Here is a 19,542-nt window from a genome sequence, read left to right as displayed (position 1 = left end):
CTGTTCGAATCGGGGTTGAGCGGCTAAGTCTCCGCAATGGCTCATTCCGGTTTCGTACCGCTCCGCATTTTCTCGTCCTACACGATGCTCGACGGGGCGATCGAGCCCAAGGCGATCGCCAAACAGGCGAAGGCGATGCGCTTTCCCGCCGCCGGCCTGACCGATCGCAACGGCCTCTATGCGGCGATGGCCTTTTCCGATGCCGCCAAGAAGGACGGCGTCCAGCCGGTGATCGGCACGATGCTGTGCGTCGCGCGGCCCGGCATGCCCGACGGCGTCGCCGTCCCGCTCGACTGGATCGCCCTCTATGCGCAGGATGCGACGGGCTATGACAATCTGTGCGCGCTGGTCAGCCTCGCGCATCTCGAACGGCCGATCGAACTGCCCGCGCATGTCGATTTCGCCGCGCTGGAGGGGCGCACCGACGGCCTGATCGCCCTGACCGCGGGCGGCGAGGGCGCGCTGGCGCGATTGATCCACGAGGACCAGCCGGATCGCGCCGCCGCCTATCTCGACCGGTTGCAGGCGCTGTTCCCCGACCGCCTCTATATCGAGCTGGCCCGCCGCAGCGACGTGATCGAGGAGGCCGCCGAACAGGCGTTGGTCGACTTCGCTTATGATCGCAACCTGCCGCTGGTCGCGACCAATCCCTGCTGCTTCTCCGACAGCGCCTTTCTCGACGCGCATGATGCGATGCTGTGCATCGCGCACTCGACCTATGTCGAGAGCGAGGACCGCATCCGCTCCTGCCCCGACGCATGGCTCAAGCCCGCCGAAACGATGCGCGAACTGTTCTCCGACCTGCCCGAGGCGATCGACAATACGTTGGTCGTCGCGCAGCGCTGCGCGGTGATGGCGCCCTATCGCAAGCCGATCCTGCCCAGCCTTGCCGGCGATCGCGAGGGCGAGGCGGCGATGCTGCGCGCCGAGGCGGCGGCGGGGCTGGAAAAGAGGCTCGACCGGATCGAACAGCTCGGCGCCCAGCCCGTCGACGATCCGAACTGGCGCGACGCCTACCGTGAGCGGCTCGCCTTCGAGGTCGACGTCATCGTCCAGATGGGCTTTCCCGGCTATTTCCTGATCGTCGGCGACTTCATCAAATGGGCGAAGGATCACGACATTCCGGTCGGGCCGGGGCGCGGTTCGGGCGCCGGCTCGGTCGTCGCCTGGGCGCTGACGATCACCGATCTCGATCCGATGAAGCTCGGCCTGCTGTTCGAACGCTTCCTCAACCCGGAACGCGTCTCGATGCCCGACTTCGACATCGATTTCTGCGAAACCCGGCGTGGCGAGGTCATCCGCTACGTCCAGGAGAAATACGGCCGCGATCAGGTCGCGCAGATCATCACTTTCGGTAAGCTCAAGGCGCGGGCGGTGCTCAAGGACACCGGCCGCGTCCTTCAGATGAGCTACGGCCAGGTCGATCGCCTCGCCAAGCTCGTCCCCAACCATCCGACCGATCCGTGGGACCTCAAGCGCGCGCTCAACGGCGTGCCCGAGCTCGCCAAGGAATATTCGAACGACAATCAGGTCCGCCGCCTGCTCGATCTGGCGACGAAGCTGGAGGGCCTGCCGCGCCACTCGTCGACGCACGCCGCCGGCGTGGTGATCGGCGACCGCCCGCTCGCGCAACTGGTGCCGCTCTACCGCGACCCGCGGTCGGACATGCCGGTCACCCAGTTCGACATGAAGTACGTCGAGGGCGCCGGCCTGGTGAAGTTCGACTTCCTCGGCCTCAAGACGCTGTCGGTGCTCAAGAAGGCGGTGCAGCTGCTCGCCAAGCGCGGCATCAGCGTCGACCTCGACGCTTTGCTGTGGGACGACGAGGCGGTCTACAAATTGCTCCAGAAGGGCGACACGGTCGGCGTGTTCCAGCTCGAATCGGAGGGCATGCGCCGCACGCTCAGCGCCGTGCGCCCGACCAATTTCGGCGACATCATCGCGCTCGTCTCGCTCTACCGCCCCGGCCCGATGGACAATATCCCGAGCTTCGGCCGCCGCAAGCAGGGCACCGAGCCGATCGTCTATCCGCACGACCTGCTCGAACCGATCCTGTCCGAGACCTACGGCATCTTCGTCTATCAGGAACAGGTGATGCAGGCGGCGCAGATCCTCGCCGGCTTCTCGCTCGGCGGCGCCGATCTGCTGCGCCGCGCGATGGGCAAGAAGATCAAGGCGGAGATGGACGCGCAGCGCGCGATCTTCGTCGAGGGCTGCGCCAAGGTGAACGGCATACCCAAGAACAAGGCGAACGAATTGTTCGACTTGATCGACAAGTTCGCCGGCTATGGCTTCAACAAGAGCCACGCCGCTGCCTACGCGCTACTCGCCTATCAGACCGCGTGGCTGAAGGCGCATCACCCGGAGGAATTCTACGCCGCGTCGATGTGCTACGACATGGCGCAGACCGACAAGCTCTGCATCTTCGTCGACGATATGCGCCGGCTGGGCGTGACGATCTGCGGCCCCGACATCAACAAGAGCGACGCCGAATTCGACGTCGAGGCGACCAAGGACGGCGGCCTCGCCGTCCGCTATGCGCTCGCCGCGCTGAAGTCGGTCGGCGAGGGGGCGATGGAGAAGCTCGTCGTCGAGCGCAGCACCAACGGCCCGTTCAAGAGCATCGACGATCTCGCCACCCGTGTCGATCCGCGCCTCATCAACAAGCGCCAGCTTGAAACGCTCGCCGCCAGCGGCACGTTCGACTGTTTCGATGCCAACCGCGCGGGCATCCACGCCGTCGCCGAGACGATCCTCGCCGTCGCCGCCCGCACCCACGAGGGCAAGACCAGCGGCCAGCACGGCCTGTTCGGGGCGGAGGATGTCGCGGGCGATGCGATCAAGCTGCCCGCCAGCGTGCGCTGGTCGATGGCCGATGCGATGGAGCAGGAAAAGGAGGCGTTCGGCTTCTATTTCTCGGCCCACCCGGTCGACCGCCACGCGCATCTCGCCAAGATGCATGGCGCGCGCCAATATGTCGCGCTGACCGAGCTCAACATCCCCGAGGACGGCACCCGCGCCGGCGCGACGATGGCGGTGCTGGTCGAGGATGCGCGCTGGCGCACCTCGGCGCGCGGCAAGCGGTATATGATGGCGACCTTGTCCGACGCGAGCGGCCAGTTCGTCGCCACCTGTTTCGACGATTCGGTCGCCGCCGAGCTGGAGGATGCCGCGCGCTGCGGCGGCTGCGGCCTCATCACCGTCGAGCTCGACCGCCGGCCCGGCGAGGAGACGCCGCGCGTCTCGGTGAAGCGCATTCAGCCGTTCGAGGGGCTTGCCTCGATCGCGCGCTTCACCATCGCCGCCAGGGTGGCGCATGCCACCGCCTTCGAGGCGCTGTCGGCGCTGCTCGCGCATCATCGCGGCGCCCGCGGCGAGGTGCGTGCGCATATCCCGGTCGGGGAAGGCGAGGCGACGGTGCTGCTCGGCCGCGACTTCCTGCTCGACATGGAATTGGTCGAGACGATCCAGGCGATCCCCGGCATCAGCGACGTCGCGCTCGACCGCGTCGCCTCGCAACTGCGCTCGGTGGGCTGAGCCATGCCGATCGACACCAGCCTGACCTTCCGCCCGGTCAACATCGCCGTGCTCACCGTCTCCGATACGCGTGGCCTCGCCGAGGATCGCTCGGGCGATACGCTGGTCGGACGGATCGAGGCGGCGGGCCATGTCCTCGCCGAGCGCGTCATCCTGCGCGACGATGCCGACGCGATCGTCGCACAACTCCATCGCTGGATCGACGACGAGAGCGTCGACTGCGTCATCACCACCGGCGGCACCGGTGTCACCGGCCGCGACGTCACCCCCGAGGCGGTCGAGCGCGTCGCCACCAAGATGATCCCCGGCTTCGGCGAGCTGTTCCGCTATCTGAGCTATGCCAAGATCGGCACCAGCACCGTCCAGTCGCGCGCCTGCGCCTGCGTCGCGCGCGGCACCTATATCTTCGCTCTGCCCGGCTCGACCGGCGCGGTGAAGGACGGCTGGGACGGCATCCTGCAGGACCAGCTCGACAGCCGCCACCGCCCCTGCAATTTCGTCGAACTGATGCCCCGGCTGATGGAACGGTGATCGGTCCGCGACCGTAAGCGCAAGTCGGGTGTGCCGACGTCGCCCCGAACTACCCGTCACCCCGGACTTGTTCCGGGGTCCACCGGCCCGCAGGACCAACAGCTTTTACTCCTGCCGAACAGTGGATGCCGGAACGAGTCCGGCATGACGGACGTGTGGATCGGCCGGCCCGTGACGGACAGACCTAACCCGCGTCGACCTGCATCACCGCCAGCTCGTGCCCATCCGGATCGGCGAAGTGGAACCGCCGTCCGCCCGGGAAGGCGAAGACCGGCATCGTCACCCGGCCGCCGGCTGCCTCGACCGCGGAGAGTGCCGCGTCGACATCCGCGACCTCGATCACCGGCAGCGCCGCCGCGGTCTGCTGCGCGGGATCGGCCTGGAAGCCGATATCAGTATCGCCACTGGTCGTCGCCGCATAGCTCGGCCCGAAATCGCTGAACGCCCAGCCGAACGCTTCGCCGTAGAACGCCTTGGCCCGCGTCGTGTCGGCCACCGGCAGTTCGAGATAGTTCAACCGCGCCATCTTATATCTCCCATTGCGTTCTTGCTATGTTCTATTCAGCTGCCTACCATCGCGCAATGGCCAAGCCGCTCGTCAAACGCGCCGTTCGCGGTGCCACGGTCAACACCGGGAGCCGCCGCTTCAACCTGCCCGAGCGTGAGGCGGATGGCGACTGGCTCGATGCGCAGGGCGAGATCGATGGCGCGCCCGCACCGTTGCGGACCAGCGTCACCGTCGAAACCCCGCGCACGATCATCACCCGCAACAGCTCGCCCGACGTCTTCTTCGATCGCTCGATCAACCCGTATCGCGGCTGCGAACACGGCTGCATCTATTGCTTCGCGCGGCCGACGCATGCCTATCACGATCTCTCGCCCGGCCTCGATTTCGAATCGCGGCTGTTCGCCAAGCCGCAGGCCGCCGAGCTGCTCCGCGCCGAATTGCGCAAGCCCGGCTACGTCGTCGCGCCGATCGCGCTCGGCACCAACACCGATCCCTATCAGCCGATCGAGCGCGACTGGCGGATCACCCGCGGCGTCATCGAGGTGCTCGCCGAGACGCGCCATCCACTCACGATCACCACCAAGTCGGATCGGGTGACGCGCGATATCGACCTGCTTTCGGCGATGGCGGCCGAGGGACTGGCCGGCGTGGCGATGTCGATCACCTCGCTCGACCCGAAGATCGCCGCGACGATCGAGCCGCGCGCGCCGCATCCCGAACGGCGACTGCGCGCGGTGCGGATGCTCGCCGATGCCGGCGTGCCCGTCTATGTCTCGATCGCGCCAGTGATCCCGTCGATCACCGACCACGAACTCGAGCATCTCGTCGAACGCGCCGCGGAGGCTGGCGCGAAATCCTGTTTCTTCATCCCAGTCCGCCTGCCGCACGAGGTCGCGCCGCTGTTCCGGGCGTGGCTCGACGCGCATTTCCCCGATCGTGCCGGCAAGGTGATGGCCATCATCCAGTCGCTGCGCGGCGGTCGCGACAACGATCCCGATTTCTTCACGCGCATGCAGGGCGCCGGCCCCTGGGCCGAGCTGATGCGCACCCGCTTCCGTATCGCCTGCCGCAAGCACGGCCTCGGCAATCGCGGCGCACCGCTGCGCACCGACCTGTTCCGCCCGCCCGCCGGGCCGCAGGGCGAGCTGTTCTGACCGCGTTAGCGCGCCGCTAACCCTCTTTGCGCCATGACGCATGGTACATGACGCAGCGGCTTTCCTGGCTGATCCTGATCCTCGCCGCGGTGGCGTTGCGCCTGCCGGATATCGGCAACCCGCTGATCGACGTCGACGAACAGATGTACCTGCTCGTCGGGCAGCGGATGTGGGAGGGGGCGATCCCCTATGTCGACATCTGGGACCGCAAGCCGATAGGCCTGTTCCTGATCGCCGCGGCGGCGCGGGGCCTGCCCGGCGATCCCGTCGTCGCCTATCATCTGCTCGCGCTCGCCGCCGCAGCGGCCACCGCCGGCCTGATCGCGACGATGGCGCGACGCCATGCCGGCGCCGCCGGTGCGCTGGTGGCGGGCCTGCTCTATTTCGTCTGGCTGGAACTGCTCGGCGGCCGCGGTGGCCAGTCGCCGGTCTTCTACGATCTCGCCATCGTCGCGGCGGCGATGCTGACCCGTGACACGATAGCTGGTCGCCGCCGCGCCGCGATCCCGGCGATGCTGCTCGCCGGGATCGCGTTGCAGATCAAGCCGACCGCAGTCTTCGAAGGCTGTTTCTTCGGCGTCGCGCTGCTCGGCGCTACATGGCACCGCCATCGCAACCCCGCACGGCTCGCCGCTGCGGCAGCGCTCTATGCCGCCAGCGCGCTGCTCCCGACGATCGCTGCCGCCGCCGCTTATGCCGGCATGGGGCACGGCGGCGCCTGGTGGTTCGCCACGATCGAGTCGATCTTTCTGCGCCAGGCGACCCCCGGCGATCCGATCGCGGCACGGCTGGCCGGCGTCGCCCTCGTCCTGCTCGTCCCCGCCGGACTCGCGATCCGCGGGCTGGTCGCGCGGCCCGACCGATTCCTGACCGGTTGGCTCGCCGTCGCGGTGGTCGGCTGGCTGCTCGTCCCGCCCTATTTCAACCATTACGCGCTGCCACTGCTCTTGCCCATCGCGGTCTGCGCCGCCGCCGCGCTCGACCGCCGCGCGATGCAGGCGCTCGCCGCCGTCGCGGGGGGCGCATTGCTGGTGTTCAGCGGCTATCCGCATCGCGGCGATACCGCCGACACGCGCCAGCGCGTCGCCACGCTCGCCCGGGTCATCGATCGGATGCGCGGGCAGGGCTGTCTGTTCCTCGTCCAGGCCCCCCCGGCGCTTTACGACGCGACGGAGAGCTGCCTGCCGACGCGCTATCCGTTTCCGTTCCACCTCGTCGAGGCGAGCGAGGCGCGCGCGATCGGCATCGACCCGACGCAGGAGGTCGCCCGCATCCTCGCCGCCCGCCCGCCGGTGATCGCGATCGGCGACATCCCCCGCAACCGCCGGCGGCCCGGCGTGATCCTCGTCCACCGCGCGCTCGCGCGCCATTATCGCGCCGTCGCGCGCGAACTCGGCGTGACCGTCTATCGTCGCATGTCGGCCGCCGCGCCGCCGGCGAGATCCGGAAACACGCACGGAACGTAGCGGCCGACCGTCGGTTGGTCCTCCACCTCCGCGCTGCAGAAGGACTGACGATGACCGACCCCGACCGCACCGACGACCAGGACAAGAACGACCACAATATCGATCCGCTCGCGCCGACGGAAAACACCGACACCGAGGAATCGGGTGCCGGCTACGGCAATCACGGCGAGGGCCAGGGCGGCGTCAACGACAACACCTGATCGTCCTCCACCGTCGTCCCGGTACCTGCCGGGATGACGGACGGGGATCAGGCCGCCCCGTCCCGCCGTTCGCGCGCATCCGCCATCAACCGGTCGCGGCTCGACAGGAACGGTCCCTCCGGCCGCCGCGCCGGTGCGAAGGCGCCGAGCCCCACGGGATCGTCGATCCCGACATAGATCGCCTCGATCCCACCCTTGGCGCTATACGCCTCGTGCCAGAACCCGCAGCCGTGGCGATCGCTGAGGAAGTCCCGCCACCAGTCGCTATGCGGCGCCGACCGGGTGAAGCGGCCGAGGCTGTCGAGATCGCGCCAATAGTGGCGGATGCCGACGTGGTTCCACGCGAACATCATGCCGTCATTGCCCAGCAAGCCGTCGGGCGGCGTACGGCCGATGGTGGCGAGGCCGCGACCGATCCGCATCAGCGCGGGCAATCCGCGCAGGCTGCCGACCCGGAAGCCGAGCAATACCATCACCAGATCGGGATAGCCCGACAGATCCACCGTCGCGCGGGCCGTGGCGGCACGCCCATCCATTTGCATCATCCGACTCCTTTGTTTACAGCGTAAGCTACCATCAGCTGCTTACAGTGTAAACACACCGAATGACGTCGACGCCTTCTTTGCGCCAGTCGCTTGTCGAGCATGCGATGCGTCTGCTCGATGCGGGCGATCACGATCTCTCGCTCCGCGCCGTCGCACGCGCCGCAGGGGTATCGGCGATGGCGCCCTATCGCCACTTTCCCGACAAGACGGCGCTGCTCGGCGCGGTGGCGGCGGAAGGCTTTGCGATGCTGCACAACCAGCTTGTCGTCGCCGACGCGCAGGGTAACGCCATCGCCCCCGAACAGGCGCTGGTCGAACAGGGGCTGGCCTATGTCGCCTTCGCGCAGGCGCATCCCGCGCTGTTCCGGCTGATGTTCACCGATGCGATCGCCACCGCCGCGCACGTCAGCCCGGATCACGCCGCCGAGGGCGATGCCTATGGCATACTCGCCGCGCGCGTCGCGACGCTCTGTCCCGGCACCGCGCCGACCGCGACGATGGCGGCCTGGGCGCTGGTCCACGGCTTCGCGACGCTCGCGCTCGACCGCCGCCTGCCGCCCGATCCGGAGGCCGCCCGCGCAGCGCTCGCCCTGTTCGTCGCCGGCCTTACGAAAAAGGGCCCGGAAGCCTAAGCCTCCGAGCCCCCGATCGTCTCAGGCGAAGCGGATCAGCCCCAGTTCGCCATTTTCTGCTCGAGGTTGGCGCGCACCGCCTCGAAGAACTGCTCGGTGGTCATCCACGGCTGGTGCGGCCCGATCAGGATCGCGAGATCCTTGGTCATCTGGCCGTTCTCGACGCACTCGATGCAGCAGCGCTCCAGCGTCTCGGCGAACTTGGTCACCTCGGGGGTGCCGTCGAACTTGCCGCGATATTTCAGGCCGCCGGTCCAGGCGAAGATCGACGCGATCGGGTTGGTGCTGGTCGCCTTGCCCTGCTCGTGCTGGCGATAGTGGCGCGTGACGGTGCCGTGCGCGGCCTCCGCCTCGACCGTCTTGCCGTCCGGCGTCAGCAGCACCGAGGTCATCAGGCCGAGCGACCCGAAGCCCTGCGCGACCTGATCCGACTGGACGTCGCCGTCGTAGTTCTTGCAGGCCCAGACGAACTCGCCGTTCCACTTCAGCGCCGAGGCGACCATGTCGTCGATCAGGCGATGCTCGTAGACGATGCCCGCTTCCTTGAACTTGTCCTTGAACTCGGTTTCGAACACCTCGGCGAACAGGTCCTTGAAGCGGCCGTCATAGGCCTTGAGGATCGTGTTCTTGGTGCTGAGATACACCGGCCACTTGAGGTTGAGGCCGTAATGCATCGAGGCCCGGGCGAAATCGCGGATCGAATCGTCCAGATTGTACATCGCCATTGCGACGCCCGAGCTCGGGAAATCGAAGACTTCGCGGTCGATCGTCTGGCCGTCGACGCCCTCGAATACGAGGCGCAGCTTGCCGGGGCCGGGGACGAGGAAGTCGGTCGCGCGATACTGGTCGCCGAAGGCGTGACGGCCGACGACGATCGGATGCGTCCAGCCCGGGATCAGGCGGGGGACGTTCTTGATCACGATCGGTTCGCGGAAGATCGTGCCGCCGAGGATGTTGCGGATCGTGCCGTTGGGCGACTTCCACATCTTCTTGAGGCCGAATTCCTCGACGCGCTGTTCGTCGGGGGTGATCGTCGCGCACTTGACCGCGACACCGTGCTTCTGCGTCGCCTTGGCGGCGTCGACCGTCACCCGGTCCTCGGTCGCGTCGCGATTCTCGATGCCGAGATCGTAATAGTCGAGCTCGATGTCGAGATACGGCTTGATCAGGCGCTCGCGGATCCATTCCCAGATGATCCGCGTCATCTCGTCGCCGTCGATCTCGACGATCGGGTTCTTCACCTGAATCTTGGCCATATGCGCTTCCTGCGAGAGGGGATTTGCGCCGTCGTCTAGGCACAAGCGGGCAGGGGATCAACCATCTCGGGCGGATTGGCCGCGCAGTGAACGTCGTCGCCGGCAAACGTTGTGTTGCATGAACGACACGGTTACACCCCGTGGTTATGCCATCGCTCGAAAAGCCACCGACCAGCCCGCTGCCGACGACCACGGTGAAGTGGCGCTTCCCTTCGGTCCACCCCGAAGGCCATAAATACGCCGCCATCGCGCTTGGGCTCACGCTGATCGCGACGATCGTCACCAAGGTGCTGTTCTGGCCGCTGCTCGCCGTCGTCGTCTGGGTGCTGACCTTCTTCCGCGATCCGATCCGGACCACGCCGGTCGGCGACGGCCTCGTCATCGCCCCCGCCGACGGGCTCGTCACGATGATCCAGCGGGTGGCGGTACCGCGCGAATTGGTCGGCGAACTCGGCGAGGTGCCGTTGACGCGCGTGTCGATCTTCATGTCGGTGTTCGACGTGCACATCAACCGGACGCCGATCGCGGGTACGATCCGCCAGGTCGTCTATATCAGCGGCAAGTTCCTCAACGCCGATCTCGACAAGGCGTCCGACGAGAACGAGCGCCAGCATATCGTCGTCGAGGGGCGGGATGGCCGCCGCATCGGCTTCACCCAGATCGCCGGGCTGGTCGCGCGCCGCATCGTGCCCTTCGTCAAGCCGGGCGACATGGTCGCGACCGGCCAGCGGATCGGCCTGATCCGCTTCGGCAGCCGCGTCGACGTCTTCCTTCCGGACGACATCATCCCGCAGGTGACGCTCGGCCAGCGCACGATCGCCGGCGAGACGGTGGTCGGCCGTATCGGCGGCATGGCCGTCACCGGCATCGCACAATGATCGGCAAGTAAATGGAACCGCGCGACTCCACCCCCGATCCCGCCCGCCGCCTGCCGCGTCGCCTGCCCCGCCGTCCGCGCGGGCTGCCGCTGCGCGCCGTCGCTCCCAATGCCGTCACCGCGCTCGCGCTCTGCTCGGGCCTCAGCGGCGTGCGCTTCGCGATCGGCGGCGAATGGCAGAGTGCGGTGACGATGATCATGATCGCCGGCGTGCTCGACGGGCTCGACGGACGCATCGCCCGCATGCTCCACGGCGAGAGCCGCTTCGGTGCCGAACTCGATTCGCTGTCCGATGCGATCTCCTTCGGCGTCGCGCCGGCGCTCATCATGTATCTATGGTCGCTCGCCGCCCTGCCGCGGCTCGGCTGGATCAGCGCGCTGATCCTCGCGGTCTTCTGCGCGCTTCGCCTCGCCCGCTTCAACGCGGCGATCGACGCCGACGACCAGCCGCACAAATCGGCGGGCTTCCTCACCGGTGTGCCGGCACCGGCCGGGGCGGGTCTCGCGATGCTGCCGCTCTATTTCTGGTTCTGGACCGATCAGCCGATCTTCGCCAACCCGTATCTCGTCGCGCTCTGGGTGGCGTTCATCGCGCTGCTGATGGTGTCGAGCGTCGCCACCTTCTCGTGGGGCTCGCTGCGCCTGCGCCGGACGATCCGGTTCGAGGCGATCGCTGGCGTCGTCCTGCTCGGCGCGGCGCTCGTCTCGGCGCCATGGCATACGCTGAGCGCGATCTGTGTCGGTTACCTGATCACGATCCCGTTCAGCGTCGCCAGTTATGCGAAGATCAGGCGGCAGCGCGCAGGCGGCGAACGCCAGCGGGAACCGGAGCCGACGCCCAGCGCCTGACGGCGATGCGGCGTTCGGCCGAGGCGAGCTGCGACAGCGGAGCGAAGGCGGGCTCGACGTTGCCGGCGGCGAGGCGGACGATACGCTGCCACTGGGGCGCGACCGTCGCGGCGATCACGCCCGCGGCAACCGCGAACGCACCGGCAAAAACGAGAACACTGACGACTGCAACCATCGAACCGACTCCCTGGCAGGCGAGCGAGCAGCCTGTGGATAACTCGCTTAACCATTGTTTAATCAGTGAGTTCCGCGCTGGGTCCATTTTCGCCGATTTCGCTTCGCCGCAGCGCCGCTAAACTGGGTTAGACTCACCGTGTCCACTGTCTGGACGCTTTATGTTCCACCTACGTTCTACCTGTCAAGCGGGTTGGAACGACTTGCGTTCTGCGTCCGCTGCGGCTAATGGCGCAGCCCTCTAACCCCGCATGGGAAGCATCATAGCCCGGTGCGTGCGGCCGCAAGGCCCGCGTCATCCGCTTCCCAGAGGCATTAACCGGAAAGGACTCATCCTATGGCGGCTCCCGTCGTCACCATGCAGCAGCTCATCGAGACCGGCGCGCACTTCGGCCACCAGACCCACCGCTGGAACCCGAAGATGAAGCCCTACATCTTCGGCGACCGTAACGGCGTCCACATCCTCGACCTGTCGCAGACCGTTCCCCTCTTCGCCCGCGCGCTCGAGTTCGTCTCGTCGTCGGTCGCCAGCGGCGGCAAGGTGCTGTTCGTCGGCACCAAGCGCCAGGCGCAGGACGCCGTCGCCGATGCGGCACGTCGTTCGGGCCAGCATTTCGTCAACCACCGCTGGCTGGGCGGCATGCTCACCAACTGGAAGACGATCAGCAACTCGATCAAGCGCTTGAAGACGCTCGAAGAGCAGCTTTCGGGCGACACGCACGGCCTCACCAAGAAGGAAGTGCTCCAGCTCACCCGTGAGAAGGACAAGCTCGAAATGTCGCTCGGCGGCATTCGCGACATGGGCGGCGTGCCCGACGTCATGTTCGTGATCGACGCGAACAAGGAAGAGCTGGCGATCAAGGAAGCCAACACGCTCGGCATCCCCGTCGTCGCGATCCTCGATTCGAACGTCTCGCCCGACGGCATCGCATTCCCGGTGCCGGCGAACGACGACGCCAGCCGCGCCATCCGCCTGTATTGCGAAGCGATCGCCATCGCGGCGACGCGCGGCAACCAGGAGCAGCAGTCGCGCCGCGGCGTCGATCTCGGTGCGCAGGATGTCGCCCCGGTCGAGGAAGCGCTGACCGTCCCGACCCCCGAGCCCGAGCAGCAGGCTGCCGGCACGGTCGAGGGTGCGGGCGCCGAGGCCGAGCGTCAGATCGACGCGTAACCGCCGTCGTCGAACCGTCATGCGGGCGGGGTAGGGCGGCGCCCTGCCTCGCCCGTAAACACATTCAGAACAAGGAATATGCAACATGGCTGATATCACCGCAGCGATGGTCAAGGACCTGCGCGAGAAGAGCGGCGCGGGCATGATGGATTGCAAGAAGGCGCTCAACGAGACCTCGGGCGACATGGACGCCGCGCTGGACTGGCTGCGCACCAAGGGCCTCGCCGCCGCGCAGAAGAAGTCGAGCCGCACCGCCGCCGAGGGTCTCGTCGGCGTCGCCACCGCCGGCACCAAGGGCGCCGCGGTCGAGGTCAATTCGGAAACCGACTTCGTCGCCAAGAACGACCAGTTCCAGCAGTTCGTCCGTGAAGTGACCCAGATCGCGCTCGCCACCGGCGGCGACATCGAGGCGCTGAAGGCCGAGGCGATGCCGTCGGGCACCACCGTCGCCGAAGTGCTGACCAACAACATTGCCACGATCGGCGAGAACCAGTCGCTGCGCCGCGCGCGTCGCCTCGAAGTGTCGCAGGGTGCGGTCGTGTCCTACGTCCACAACCAGGCGTCGCCGGGTCTCGGCAAGATCGGCGTGCTCGTCGCGCTCGAATCGGATGCCTCGGACGAGGTGCTGCAGGGTCTCGGCAAGCAGATCGCGATGCACATCGCCGCGGCCTTCCCGAAGGCGCTCAACGAGGAAGACCTCGACGAGGCCGAGATCGAGCGCGAGCGTGCGATCGCGACCGAAAAGGCCGCCGAATCGGGCAAGCCCGCCGATATCATCGCCAAGATGGTCGAGGGCGGCATCGCCAAGTTCCGCAAGGAGCATGCGCTGGTCAGCCAGCTGTTCGTCATGGACGGCAAGACCAAGATCAGCGACGTCGTCGCCAAGGCGGCCAAGGACGCCGGCGCGTCGATCGTGCTGAAGGACTATGTCCGCTTCCAGCTCGGCGAGGGCATCGAGAAGGAAACGTCCGACTTCGCCGCCGAAGTCGCCGCCGCCTCGGGCGTCGCGCAGAAGGCCTGATCCGGCCGGCGCGCTGCGGCGCGCCATGGCATCCAGCGAAGGGCGTCGCGCATCCCGCGCGGCGCCCTTTGTCGTTGCCATGACCGTCGGGCGGATCGGCATCCTGCACCGGCGCACATAACCCCGGATCCGATCAGGCGAAGGTTGCCCCGGCGCGCGCGTCGGCCTAAGGTCCGACCCGCTTTCTCCCACCAGCGATAGGAACTTATGACGTTCGCGCCGCGCTTCAAACGCATCTTGTTGAAACTGTCCGGCGAAGTGCTGATGGGCGAGGGCGGTGGCCTGTCCATCGATCCCGCCGTGACCGCGCGCGTCGCCGAGGAGATCGCCGACGTCAAGGCGCAGGGCTATGAGCTCTGCATCGTCGTCGGCGGTGGCAACATCTTCCGCGGCATCTCCGGCGCGGCGCGCGGCATGGAACGCGCGACCGGCGATTATATGGGGATGCTCGCCACGGTCATGAACGCCCTCGCGGTGCAGAATGCGCTCGAGCAGATCGGCGTCGAGACGCGCGTCCAGTCGGCAATTCCGATGGCGTCGGTGTGCGAGCCGTTCATCCGTCGCCGCGCCGAACGCCACCTCGAAAAGGGGCGCGTGGTGATCTTCGCCGCCGGCGTCGGCAGCCCGTTCTTCACCACCGATTCCGGTGCCGCGTTGCGCGCCGCCGAGATGAAGTGCGATGCCTTGTTCAAGGGCACCTCGGTCGACGGCGTCTACGATGCCGATCCCAAGAAGGTGCCGACCGCGACGCGCTATGCCACGGTCAGCTATTCGAAGGTGCTGTCCGACGACCTCAAAGTCATGGACGCCAGCGCGATCGCGCTGTGCCGCGACAACAACATTCCGATCGTCGTCTTCAACATTCGCGAACACGGCAATTTCGCCGCGGTTCTCAACGGTGATGGCATCTCGACGGTCGTCCAGAACGAACAGGAGTAGACCATGGCAGCCTATGACAAGGCCGATCTCGAGCGCCGGATGGCCGGCGCCGTCGAGGCGCTCAAGCACGACCTCAACGGCCTGCGCACCGGCCGCGCCTCCACCGCCCTGCTCGATCCCGTGACGGTCGAGGTCTATGGCAGCCATATGCCGCTGGTGCAGGTCGCCACCGTCTCGGTGCCCGAGCCGCGCATGCTGTCGGTGCAGGTTTGGGACAAGTCGAACGTCGGCCCGGTCGAGAAGGCGATCCGCTCCGCCGGCCTCGGCCTGAATCCGATCAACGACGGCCAGACGCTGCGCCTGCCGATCCCCGATCTCACCGAGGATCGCCGCAAGGAACTGGCCAAGCTCGCCGGCAAATATGCCGAGGGCGCGCGCATCGCGGTCCGTAACGTGCGGCGCGACGGCATGGACGCGCTGAAGACCGACGAGAAGAAGGGCGTCATCAGCGAGGACGAGCGCAAGCGCCACGAGACCGAGGTGCAGAAGCTCACCGACGCGACGGTCGCCGAGCTCGATGCGGCGGCGGCGGCGAAGGAAAAGGAAATCCTCGGAAAGTGAGTCCGATCGCGGCCTCGGTTGCGTCGCTGGCGGCGGTCCCGGACACGGGGCCGGTGCCGCGTCACGTCGCGATCATCATGGACGGCAACGGCCGCTGGGCGAAGGCGCGGCATCTGCCGCGCGTCGCCGGTCACAAGGCCGGGGTCGAGGCGGTGCGCCGCGTCACGCGCGCCGCGCGCGCGATGGGCGTCGAGGCGCTGACGCTCTACGCTTTCTCCAGCGAGAACTGGCGCCGTCCCGAGGATGAGGTCGGCGCGCTGATGGGGCTGCTGCGACTGTTCATCCGCAGCGACCTCGCCGAGCTAGTCGCCGAGAACGTGCGGCTGCGCATCATCGGCGACTATCGCCGCTTCGCACCCGATCTGGTCGCGCTGGTCGACGATGCGATGGCCAAGACCGCCGCCAACACCGGTCCGATCCTGGTGATCGCGCTCAACTACGGCTCGCAGGCCGAACTGGTCGCCGCCACCCGCCGGCTCGCCGCACGCGCCGCCGCGGGCGAGATCGACGCGGCCGCGATCACCGCTGAGCATATCGAGGCGGAGCTCGACACCGCCGACCTGCCGCCGCTCGACCTCGTCATCCGTTCGTCGGGCGAGCAGCGCCTGTCCAATTTCCTGCTGTGGCAGGCGGCCTATGCCGAGCTGCTGTTCGTCGACACGCTCTGGCCCGATTTCACCGCCGACACGCTCGGCGACGCCATCGCCGCCTTCGGGCAGCGCCAGCGGCGCTACGGCGGCCTGTGAGCGACGCGCCCGCCGGCAAGCGCCCCTCGGAGCTTGCGACCCGTACGCTTACCGGTCTGGCCCTGATCGCGCTTGCGCTGGTCGCGCTGGCATTCGGCGGCTTCGTCTTCTGGCTGCTCGCCGTCACCCTCGGCGTCTTCATGATGGCGGAGTGGAGCGACCTCCACGGCGCCGATTCGAAGACCAAGCGGCTCGGCCAATATGTCCTGTCGGTGCCGCTCGCGATCATGTGTCCGCTTGCCGCCGGCCCTGATTTCTTCGCGCTCGGGCTGCTGGTCGGCGCCTTCTTCTTCCTGACGATCATCAGCCGCCGCCCGCAACTGGGCGCCGGCGTGCTCTATTGCGGCCTGCCGATCTACGCGCTGGTGCTGATCCGCCACGAACCCGATGGCCTGCGCAACGCTTTATGGGCGCTGAGCCTCGTCTGGGCGACCGACATCGGTGCCTATTTCGCCGGGCGCAGCATCGGCGGCCCCAAGCTCGCGCCGCGGGTCAGTCCTAACAAGACCTGGGCCGGCCTGATCGGCGGCATCGTGCTCGCGACGGTCGTCGCCGCGGTGATGGGCCAGGTCTACCTTCTCCCGTTGCGCTTCGTGATCGCGACGCCGCTGCTCGCGATCCTCGCGCAGGCCGGCGACCTCTACGAAAGCCACCTCAAGCGCCGCGCCGGCGTCAAGGATTCGGGCAGCGTCATCCCCGGCCATGGCGGCTTCCTCGACCGTCTCGACGGCGTCGTCCCGGTGATGCCGGTCGCGGCGCTGCTCGTCGTCGTGCCGCTCGCCTTCTGATATGAAAACCGTCTCCATCCTCGGTGCGACCGGCTCGGTCGGCACCTCCACGCTCGATCTCGTCGAGCGCGAGCCCGACCGTTTCAGGGTCCGCGCGCTCACCGCGAACGGCGACGTCGGCAAGCTCGCCGCCGCCGCGCGCCGCACCGGGGCGGAGCTCGCGGTGGTCGCCGACGAATCCTGCCTGCCTGCTTTGCGCGACGCGCTCGCCGGCACGGTCACGCAGGTCGCCGCGGGGCGGCAGGCAATCTGCGACGCCGCGGCGGGCGCCGACTGGACGATGGGCGCGATCGTCGGCTGTGCCGGGCTCGAACCCGTCATGGCGGCGATCCGCCACGGCGGCACGGTGGTGCTCGCCAACAAGGAGCCTTTGGTGTCGGCGGGCGAGGTGATCCTCGCCGCGGCGGCGCGCTCGGGGGCGACGCTGCTGCCTGCGGACAGCGAACATAACGCCATCTACCAATGTTTCGACTTCGCCCGGCCCGAGGGGGTGCGACGCATCATCCTCACCGCCAGCGGCGGCCCGTTCCGCGACTGGTCGCGCGAGCAGATGGCGGACGTCACCGTCGAACAGGCGGTCGCGCATCCCAATTGGTCGATGGGCGCCAAGATCAGCATCGACAGCGCGACGATGATGAACAAGGGCCTCGAACTGATCGAGGCGGCGCGGCTGTTCCCGGTGCCGCACGAGCGGATCGAGGTGGTGATGCACCGCCAGTCGGTGATCCACTCGATGGTCGATTACGTCGACGGCTCGATGCTCGCGCAGCTCGGCCCCTCCGACATGCGCGTGCCGATCGCGCATACGCTCGCCTGGCCCGAGCGGATGGCGACGCCGATGGCGCCGCTCGACCTCGTCGCGATCGGCCGGCTCGACTTCGAGGCGTGCGATCCCGTCCGCTTCCCGGCGATCAAGCTGGCGCGCGACGCGCTGGAGGCGGGCGGCGCGCGTCCCGCCATCCTCAACGCCGCCAACGAGATCGCCGTCGCCGCGTTTCTCGACCGGCGTATCGGCTTCCTCGAAATTGCCGCAATCGTCGCCGATACGCTGGATCATTACGATCCGCCGGCTCCGGAGACGCTGGAGGCGGTCCTCGCCATCGATGGCGAGGCGCGACGAATGGCGGACGAGCGTATTCGGGACCATGCTAAGGGGCGTGTAAGGGTTCGCGCGTGAAGGATTGCCTAGCTTGATCCAGTCTCCCGGCGTTCTGATGGCCGTACTCGCGTTCCTCTGCGCGATCGGCCCGCTCGTCTTCATCCACGAGATGGGCCATTATCTCGCCGGCCGGCAGTTCGGCGTGAAGGCGGAGGCCTTTTCGATCGGCTTCGGGCGCGAGATCGCGGGGATCACCGATTCGCGCGGCACGCGCTGGAAGTTCGGCTGGCTGCCGCTCGGCGGCTATGTCCGCTTCGCCGGCGACATGAACCCGGCGAGCCAGCCCGACGCCGCGTGGCTGGCGCTCCCCGCCGCCGAACGTGCGCTGACCTTCCAGGCAAAGCCCCTGTGGCAGCGCGCGATCATCGTCGCCGCCGGGCCGGCGATCAACCTGATCCTCGCGGTGCTGATCCTCGCCGGTTTCGCGCATCATTATGGCGTCGACCGTACCCCGGCGGTGGTCGGCACGGTCATCGCCGGCGCCCCCGGCGCGAAGGCTGGCCTGCAACCGGGGGATCGCATCCTGTCGATTGACGGCCGCGCCATCCAGACCTTCACCGATGTCGCCCGCTATGCGCTGATCCGGCCGGGCGAGCAGGTGACGTTGCGCGTCGTGCGCGGCGGCACGACGTTCGACCGCCCGCTCGCGATCGGCGTCGTTCACCAGCGCGACCGCTTCGGCAACGAATATCGCATCGGGCGGATCGGCATCGGCAGCGGCGATCCCGTGCTCGCGCCGGTCGGCCTCGCCGAGGCGCCGGCGGCGGGCGTGCGGATGACCGTCGACATCATCTCGGGCACGCTCGAAACGCTCGGCCAGATCATCAGCGGCCGCCGCTCGATCGACGAACTCGGCGGCCCGATCCGCATCGCCAAGATCTCGGGCGAGCAGATGGCGCTCGGCGTGTCGGCGTTCGTCTGGCTGGTGGCGATGCTGTCGATCAATCTGGGGTTCATCAATCTGCTGCCAGTACCGATGCTCGATGGCGGACACCTCTTCTTCTATGCGATCGAGGCGATCCGCCGCCGGCCCCTCGAACCCAGGGTGCAGGAATGGGCATTCCGTGGTGGACTCGCCGCGGTATTGGCGCTGATGCTGATCGTGACCTTCAACGATTTGAGTGCAGTCGGTCTGTGGCAGCGGCTGGCCGGCTTGATCGGCTGACCGGCTTGGGGCAGGGCAGGCGCCTGCGTCCCGGCGGATATTGGTATCCTGACGTATTTGGGGTGGGTTGAGTGACAGCGATGAAGAGTACCAAGTTCGCGCCGGTGAGCGCCGCGTTGCTGGCCGGCACGATGCTGTCGGGCATGCCGGCGATGGCGCAGACCGCGCCCGAACCGGCGGCGCAGCAGCCCGCCGCGCCGGCCGCCGACTCGCCCGCCGCGACACCGACGCCGGCTCCGGCCCCCACCCGCGCACCCGCCACC

21 protein-coding genes are annotated in these 19,542 nt (G+C 67.8%); 17 read left to right on the top strand and 4 right to left on the bottom strand.

Translation table 11 applies throughout. The annotated features are described in order from the left end of the window. Positions 1 to 36 precede the first annotated feature (36 nt). Positions 37 to 3,537: a DNA polymerase III subunit alpha gene (gene dnaE / locus FFS23_RS11045; protein ID WP_137898668.1), complete on the top strand. Its 3,501-nt coding sequence runs from the start codon at positions 37 to 39 to the stop codon at positions 3,535 to 3,537. A gap of 3 nt (positions 3,538 to 3,540) precedes the next feature. Beyond that, entirely contained in the window at positions 3,541 to 4,068 is a 528-nt protein-coding gene (gene moaB / locus FFS23_RS11040; RefSeq protein WP_137898667.1) for a molybdenum cofactor biosynthesis protein B, read from the top strand. Between the two features lie 184 nt (positions 4,069 to 4,252). Here moaB and FFS23_RS11035 read toward each other — a convergent pair whose 3' ends face one another. After that, on the bottom strand, positions 4,253 to 4,594 hold the full coding sequence (locus tag FFS23_RS11035; protein WP_137898666.1) for a VOC family protein: 342 nt from the start codon (positions 4,592 to 4,594) through the stop codon (positions 4,253 to 4,255). Positions 4,595 to 4,650: 56 nt separating this feature from the next. On the opposite strand from FFS23_RS11035, the gene FFS23_RS11030 reads away from it, so the two are divergent. The 3 genes from FFS23_RS11030 to FFS23_RS20100 are packed head-to-tail and all read left to right on the top strand — an operon-like array spanning position 4,651 to position 7,396. Then, on the top strand, positions 4,651 to 5,730 hold the full coding sequence (locus FFS23_RS11030) for a PA0069 family radical SAM protein (RefSeq protein ID WP_137898665.1): 1,080 nt from the start codon (positions 4,651 to 4,653) through the stop codon (positions 5,728 to 5,730). A gap of 47 nt (positions 5,731 to 5,777) precedes the next feature. Then, positions 5,778 to 7,196: a hypothetical protein gene (locus FFS23_RS11025; RefSeq protein ID WP_137898664.1), complete on the top strand. Its 1,419-nt coding sequence runs from the start codon at positions 5,778 to 5,780 to the stop codon at positions 7,194 to 7,196. 50 nt (positions 7,197 to 7,246) lie between these two features. Then, a complete protein-coding gene (locus FFS23_RS20100; RefSeq protein WP_171009456.1) occupies positions 7,247 to 7,396 on the top strand; it encodes a hypothetical protein in 150 nt (49 codons plus the stop codon). 47 nt (positions 7,397 to 7,443) lie between these two features. Here FFS23_RS20100 and FFS23_RS11020 read toward each other — a convergent pair whose 3' ends face one another. Further along, positions 7,444 to 7,941 carry a monooxygenase family protein gene (locus FFS23_RS11020; RefSeq protein WP_137898663.1) on the bottom strand — a complete coding sequence of 166 codons (498 nt, stop codon included), beginning with the start codon at positions 7,939 to 7,941 and terminating at the stop codon, positions 7,444 to 7,446. Between the two features lie 59 nt (positions 7,942 to 8,000). On the opposite strand from FFS23_RS11020, the gene FFS23_RS11015 reads away from it, so the two are divergent. Continuing rightward, complete coding sequence (locus FFS23_RS11015) at positions 8,001 to 8,573, top strand: TetR/AcrR family transcriptional regulator (RefSeq protein WP_137898662.1); 573 nt, start codon at positions 8,001 to 8,003, stop codon at positions 8,571 to 8,573. A gap of 35 nt (positions 8,574 to 8,608) precedes the next feature. On the opposite strand, the gene FFS23_RS11010 is transcribed toward FFS23_RS11015, so the two are convergent. Next, the gene (locus tag FFS23_RS11010) at positions 8,609 to 9,829 is read right to left on the bottom strand and encodes an NADP-dependent isocitrate dehydrogenase (protein WP_038659905.1); all 1,221 of its coding nucleotides are present in this window, start codon (positions 9,827 to 9,829) and stop codon (positions 8,609 to 8,611) included. 146 nt (positions 9,830 to 9,975) lie between these two features. Between FFS23_RS11010 and FFS23_RS11005 the strand changes: the two genes are divergently transcribed. After that, positions 9,976 to 10,707 carry a phosphatidylserine decarboxylase gene (locus FFS23_RS11005; protein ID WP_137898661.1) on the top strand — a complete coding sequence of 244 codons (732 nt, stop codon included), beginning with the start codon at positions 9,976 to 9,978 and terminating at the stop codon, positions 10,705 to 10,707. A gap of 11 nt (positions 10,708 to 10,718) precedes the next feature. Then, the gene (locus FFS23_RS11000) at positions 10,719 to 11,555 is read left to right on the top strand and encodes a CDP-alcohol phosphatidyltransferase family protein (RefSeq protein WP_052075505.1); all 837 of its coding nucleotides are present in this window, start codon (positions 10,719 to 10,721) and stop codon (positions 11,553 to 11,555) included. Here FFS23_RS11000 and FFS23_RS10995 read toward each other — a convergent pair. Further along, the gene (locus FFS23_RS10995; protein ID WP_081974326.1) at positions 11,494 to 11,730 is read right to left on the bottom strand and encodes a hypothetical protein; all 237 of its coding nucleotides are present in this window, start codon (positions 11,728 to 11,730) and stop codon (positions 11,494 to 11,496) included. The genes FFS23_RS11000 and FFS23_RS10995 overlap by 62 nt on opposite strands. Before the next feature lie 336 nt (positions 11,731 to 12,066). Between FFS23_RS10995 and rpsB the strand changes: the two genes are divergently transcribed. From rpsB to FFS23_RS20270, 9 genes are all read left to right on the top strand, one after another. Beyond that, complete coding sequence (gene rpsB / locus FFS23_RS10990) at positions 12,067 to 12,900, top strand: 30S ribosomal protein S2 (protein ID WP_038659894.1); 834 nt, start codon at positions 12,067 to 12,069, stop codon at positions 12,898 to 12,900. An 85-nt stretch (positions 12,901 to 12,985) separates the two neighbouring features. Then, a complete protein-coding gene (tsf, locus tag FFS23_RS10985) occupies positions 12,986 to 13,921 on the top strand; it encodes a translation elongation factor Ts (RefSeq protein WP_038659892.1) in 936 nt (311 codons plus the stop codon). Between the two features lie 207 nt (positions 13,922 to 14,128). Beyond that, positions 14,129 to 14,860: a UMP kinase gene (gene pyrH, locus FFS23_RS10980; RefSeq protein ID WP_038659889.1), complete on the top strand. Its 732-nt coding sequence runs from the start codon at positions 14,129 to 14,131 to the stop codon at positions 14,858 to 14,860. A 3-nt stretch (positions 14,861 to 14,863) separates the two neighbouring features. Then, positions 14,864 to 15,421 (top strand): ribosome recycling factor, encoded by a 558-nt coding sequence (frr, locus tag FFS23_RS10975; protein WP_038659886.1) that lies wholly within the window; start codon positions 14,864 to 14,866, stop codon positions 15,419 to 15,421. Beyond that, positions 15,418 to 16,167: an isoprenyl transferase gene (locus FFS23_RS10970; RefSeq protein WP_137898660.1), complete on the top strand. Its 750-nt coding sequence runs from the start codon at positions 15,418 to 15,420 to the stop codon at positions 16,165 to 16,167. The genes frr and FFS23_RS10970 overlap by 4 nt, the downstream gene beginning before the upstream one ends. Beyond that, complete coding sequence (locus tag FFS23_RS10965) at positions 16,164 to 16,955, top strand: phosphatidate cytidylyltransferase (RefSeq protein WP_137898659.1); 792 nt, start codon at positions 16,164 to 16,166, stop codon at positions 16,953 to 16,955. Before FFS23_RS10970 ends, FFS23_RS10965 begins: the two co-directional genes overlap by 4 nt. Position 16,956: 1 nt before the next feature. Then, positions 16,957 to 18,132, top strand: a complete 1,176-nt coding sequence (locus FFS23_RS10960) for a 1-deoxy-D-xylulose-5-phosphate reductoisomerase (RefSeq protein WP_038659881.1) — start codon at positions 16,957 to 16,959, stop codon at positions 18,130 to 18,132. A gap of 37 nt (positions 18,133 to 18,169) precedes the next feature. Beyond that, positions 18,170 to 19,279, top strand: a complete 1,110-nt coding sequence (gene rseP, locus FFS23_RS10955; RefSeq protein ID WP_137898658.1) for an RIP metalloprotease RseP — start codon at positions 18,170 to 18,172, stop codon at positions 19,277 to 19,279. 80 nt (positions 19,280 to 19,359) lie between these two features. Continuing rightward, positions 19,360 to 19,542: hypothetical protein (locus FFS23_RS20270; RefSeq protein WP_212742945.1), on the top strand; the 183-nt coding region annotated here is incomplete at its 3' end.

The organism is Sphingomonas sp. 2SG (genome assembly GCF_005503285.1).
Classification (GTDB): Bacteria; Pseudomonadota; Alphaproteobacteria; order Sphingomonadales; family Sphingomonadaceae; genus Sphingomonas; species Sphingomonas taxi.
Note: the sequence above shows the minus strand (reverse complement) of the source record. Positions and strands in the feature narration are given on the sequence as shown.

What these genes read in the sequence shown, in the direction of transcription:
- moaB (WP_137898667.1), top strand. Translation starts at nt 3,541, where the DNA reads ATGCCGATCGACACCAGCCTGACCTTCCGCCCGGTCAACATCGCCGTG.
- dnaE (WP_137898668.1), top strand. Translation starts at nt 37, where the DNA reads ATGGCTCATTCCGGTTTCGTACCGCTCCGCATTTTCTCGTCCTACACG.
- pyrH (WP_038659889.1), top strand. Translation starts at nt 14,129, where the DNA reads ATGACGTTCGCGCCGCGCTTCAAACGCATCTTGTTGAAACTGTCCGGC.
- FFS23_RS11025 (WP_137898664.1), top strand. Translation starts at nt 5,778, where the DNA reads ATGACGCAGCGGCTTTCCTGGCTGATCCTGATCCTCGCCGCGGTGGCG.
- FFS23_RS10995 (WP_081974326.1), bottom strand. Translation starts at nt 11,730, where the DNA reads ATGGTTGCAGTCGTCAGTGTTCTCGTTTTTGCCGGTGCGTTCGCGGTT.
- FFS23_RS10960 (WP_038659881.1), top strand. Translation starts at nt 16,957, where the DNA reads ATGAAAACCGTCTCCATCCTCGGTGCGACCGGCTCGGTCGGCACCTCC.
- rpsB (WP_038659894.1), top strand. Translation starts at nt 12,067, where the DNA reads ATGGCGGCTCCCGTCGTCACCATGCAGCAGCTCATCGAGACCGGCGCG.
- FFS23_RS11015 (WP_137898662.1), top strand. Translation starts at nt 8,001, where the DNA reads ATGACGTCGACGCCTTCTTTGCGCCAGTCGCTTGTCGAGCATGCGATG.
- FFS23_RS11020 (WP_137898663.1), bottom strand. Translation starts at nt 7,941, where the DNA reads ATGATGCAAATGGATGGGCGTGCCGCCACGGCCCGCGCGACGGTGGAT.
- FFS23_RS11035 (WP_137898666.1), bottom strand. Translation starts at nt 4,594, where the DNA reads ATGGCGCGGTTGAACTATCTCGAACTGCCGGTGGCCGACACGACGCGG.
- rseP (WP_137898658.1), top strand. Translation starts at nt 18,170, where the DNA reads ATGGCCGTACTCGCGTTCCTCTGCGCGATCGGCCCGCTCGTCTTCATC.
- FFS23_RS11005 (WP_137898661.1), top strand. Translation starts at nt 9,976, where the DNA reads ATGCCATCGCTCGAAAAGCCACCGACCAGCCCGCTGCCGACGACCACG.
- FFS23_RS11030 (WP_137898665.1), top strand. Translation starts at nt 4,651, where the DNA reads ATGGCCAAGCCGCTCGTCAAACGCGCCGTTCGCGGTGCCACGGTCAAC.
- frr (WP_038659886.1), top strand. Translation starts at nt 14,864, where the DNA reads ATGGCAGCCTATGACAAGGCCGATCTCGAGCGCCGGATGGCCGGCGCC.
- tsf (WP_038659892.1), top strand. Translation starts at nt 12,986, where the DNA reads ATGGCTGATATCACCGCAGCGATGGTCAAGGACCTGCGCGAGAAGAGC.
- FFS23_RS11010 (WP_038659905.1), bottom strand. Translation starts at nt 9,829, where the DNA reads ATGGCCAAGATTCAGGTGAAGAACCCGATCGTCGAGATCGACGGCGAC.
- FFS23_RS11000 (WP_052075505.1), top strand. Translation starts at nt 10,719, where the DNA reads ATGGAACCGCGCGACTCCACCCCCGATCCCGCCCGCCGCCTGCCGCGT.
- FFS23_RS20100 (WP_171009456.1), top strand. Translation starts at nt 7,247, where the DNA reads ATGACCGACCCCGACCGCACCGACGACCAGGACAAGAACGACCACAAT.